We start from the raw sequence: 1,930 nt of genomic DNA on the forward strand, positions 1-1,930 counted from the left end.
TGCCCGCGGCGGCGGCCGGCCGCCCGGCACCCGCCCCCGCCGACTGCGAGGGCTTCGCGCCGTCCTTGGCGCCCGCCTTGGCGGTGTCCGTGGCCGCGGACTTCGGGGCCACCAGCTTGCCGATCGGCTTGACCTTGCCCGAAGCGGCGAAGCCCCAGTCCAGCAGGCGCGCGGCCTCCTTGTAGACGGCCTGGCTCTCGTCGGACGACGGATTCATCACCGTGACGAGCAGCACCCTGTTGTCGCGCTCGGCGACTCCGGTGAAGGTCGATCCCGCATGCGTGGTGCTGCCGTTCTTGACGCCTGCGAGGCCCTTGTACGGGGTGACACCGCCCGCGCCCGTCAGTAGTTTGTCGGTGTTCTGGATCGCGAAGGTCTCGCGCTTCTTCCCCTTCTTCTGCTCACCGGGGAACTGCGCCGTCGCCGTCGAGCAGTACTCGCGGAAGTCCTTCTTCTGCATCCCGGAGCGGGCGAACAGCGTCAGGTCGTACGCGCTGGAGACCTGGCCGGGCTCGTCGTACCCGTCCGGCGAGACCACATGCGTGTCGAGTGCCTGGAGATCGTCGGCGTGCGCCTGCATGTCCTTGACCGTCTGGGGAATGCCGCCGTTGATCTGGGACAGCACATGCACCGCGTCGTTGCCGGACCGCAGGAACACCCCGAGCCAGAGATCGTGGACGCTGTACGTCAGGTTCTCCTTGACCCCGACCAGACTGCTGCCCTCACCCATCCCGGCGAGATCGGCGGTGGTCACCTTGTGCTGCTCGGCCGAGGGGATCTTGGGCAGCAGCGTGTCGGCGAACAGCATCTTCAGCGTGGAGGCCGGCGCCAGTCTCCAGTGCGGGTTGTGCGCCGCCAGTACGTCACCGGACTCCGCGTCCGCCACGATCCAGGACCGCCCGCTCAGGTCCTTCGGCAGCACAGGGGCGCCGCCGGCGAGATCGACCTGGGTGCCTGCCTGGCCGAGTCTGGCGCCCCCGACGGTCGACATCGTGGCGGGCGGCTTGGGCTGCGCGTCGTCCGCCCACGAGGGCGCGGCGGAGAGTATGGGCAGCAGCGCGGCGGAAGCGACCGTCAACACGGTCTTTTTCGAAACAGACACGATCGAGAACGTACATGTCGTGGGCATCGATACCGAAACCCGCAGCTTGCCCCGGCGTAGACCAGGCCCCTGAGGCTCCTCCGCCCCCCGCCGAAACCGGGACGAGGGGGACGGAGATACTGGTCCCATGAAGCTCAGCCGCCCCGTCTCCTGGTTCCTGCTCGCCTTCGGGGTGTGGAGCTGGTTCATCTGGATCACTTTCGTCAAGAATCTGTGGCAGGACACCAGCGGACTCGCCTTCGACGGTTCGGGCAACCCGACCGCGTACTTCTGGGTGCATCTGCTGCTGGCCATCGCTTCCTTCATCCTGGGGACGGCGGTGGGCGTGATCGGGTTCCGGGGTCTGCGCGCTCTGCGCGCGGAGAACGCCGCCGCCGGGACCGAGCGGGTCGCGAACCCCTGACGCCTCGGCCGGCGCCCCCGCGCGGTGCGCCTACGCACCCCCCGCGCCGACCGTCCGTGACCCCGCCCGGCACACTTGCCGGGCGCGGGCCTCGTGGTGCGCGCTGACACCGTTGAGGGGGGCCTTTCCGTGGTCGTCGTGACCGTGCTGCTCGTGCTTGTGGCTGTCGCGCTGTTGGTGCTGGCGCATTGGTACGTATGGCGCAGGCTGGTGCGGGACGTGTCGAAGCCGGGCGGCCTCTGGCGGCGGACCGGGACCGTACTCGCCGTTCTCATGCCGCTGCTGTCGGTGGGGGCCCTGATCGCCGGGCGTTCCGGGACGCCGTTCGTGGTGCAGCAGGTGCTGGCCTGGCCGGGGTACCTGTGGCTCGCCGTGCTGCTGTACCTGCTGCTGGCGCTGCTCGTCGGCGAGGCCGTACGGCCGCT

Annotated in this window: 2 protein-coding genes and 1 pseudogene; 2 read left to right on the forward strand and 1 reads right to left on the reverse strand. The window is 69.6% G+C overall.

The window, feature by feature from the left end; all coding sequences use genetic code 11:
* The coding region (locus QR77_RS25515; RefSeq protein WP_347359793.1) for a D-alanyl-D-alanine carboxypeptidase at window positions 1–1,102 on the reverse strand (1,102 nt) is incomplete at its 3' end.
* A gap of 127 nt (window positions 1,103–1,229) precedes the next feature.
* Between QR77_RS25515 and QR77_RS49095 the strand changes: the two genes are divergently transcribed.
* Window positions 1,230–1,505: a hypothetical protein gene (locus QR77_RS49095; RefSeq protein ID WP_040024422.1), complete on the forward strand. Its 276-nt coding sequence runs from the start codon at window positions 1,230–1,232 to the stop codon at window positions 1,503–1,505.
* 129 nt (window positions 1,506–1,634) lie between these two features.
* Window positions 1,635–1,930, forward strand: a pseudogene (locus tag QR77_RS49100) (metallophosphoesterase); the annotation flags it as partial.

The organism is Streptomyces sp. 150FB (genome assembly GCF_000818195.1).
In the GTDB taxonomy this organism is placed as follows: domain Bacteria; phylum Actinomycetota; class Actinomycetes; order Streptomycetales; family Streptomycetaceae; genus Streptomyces.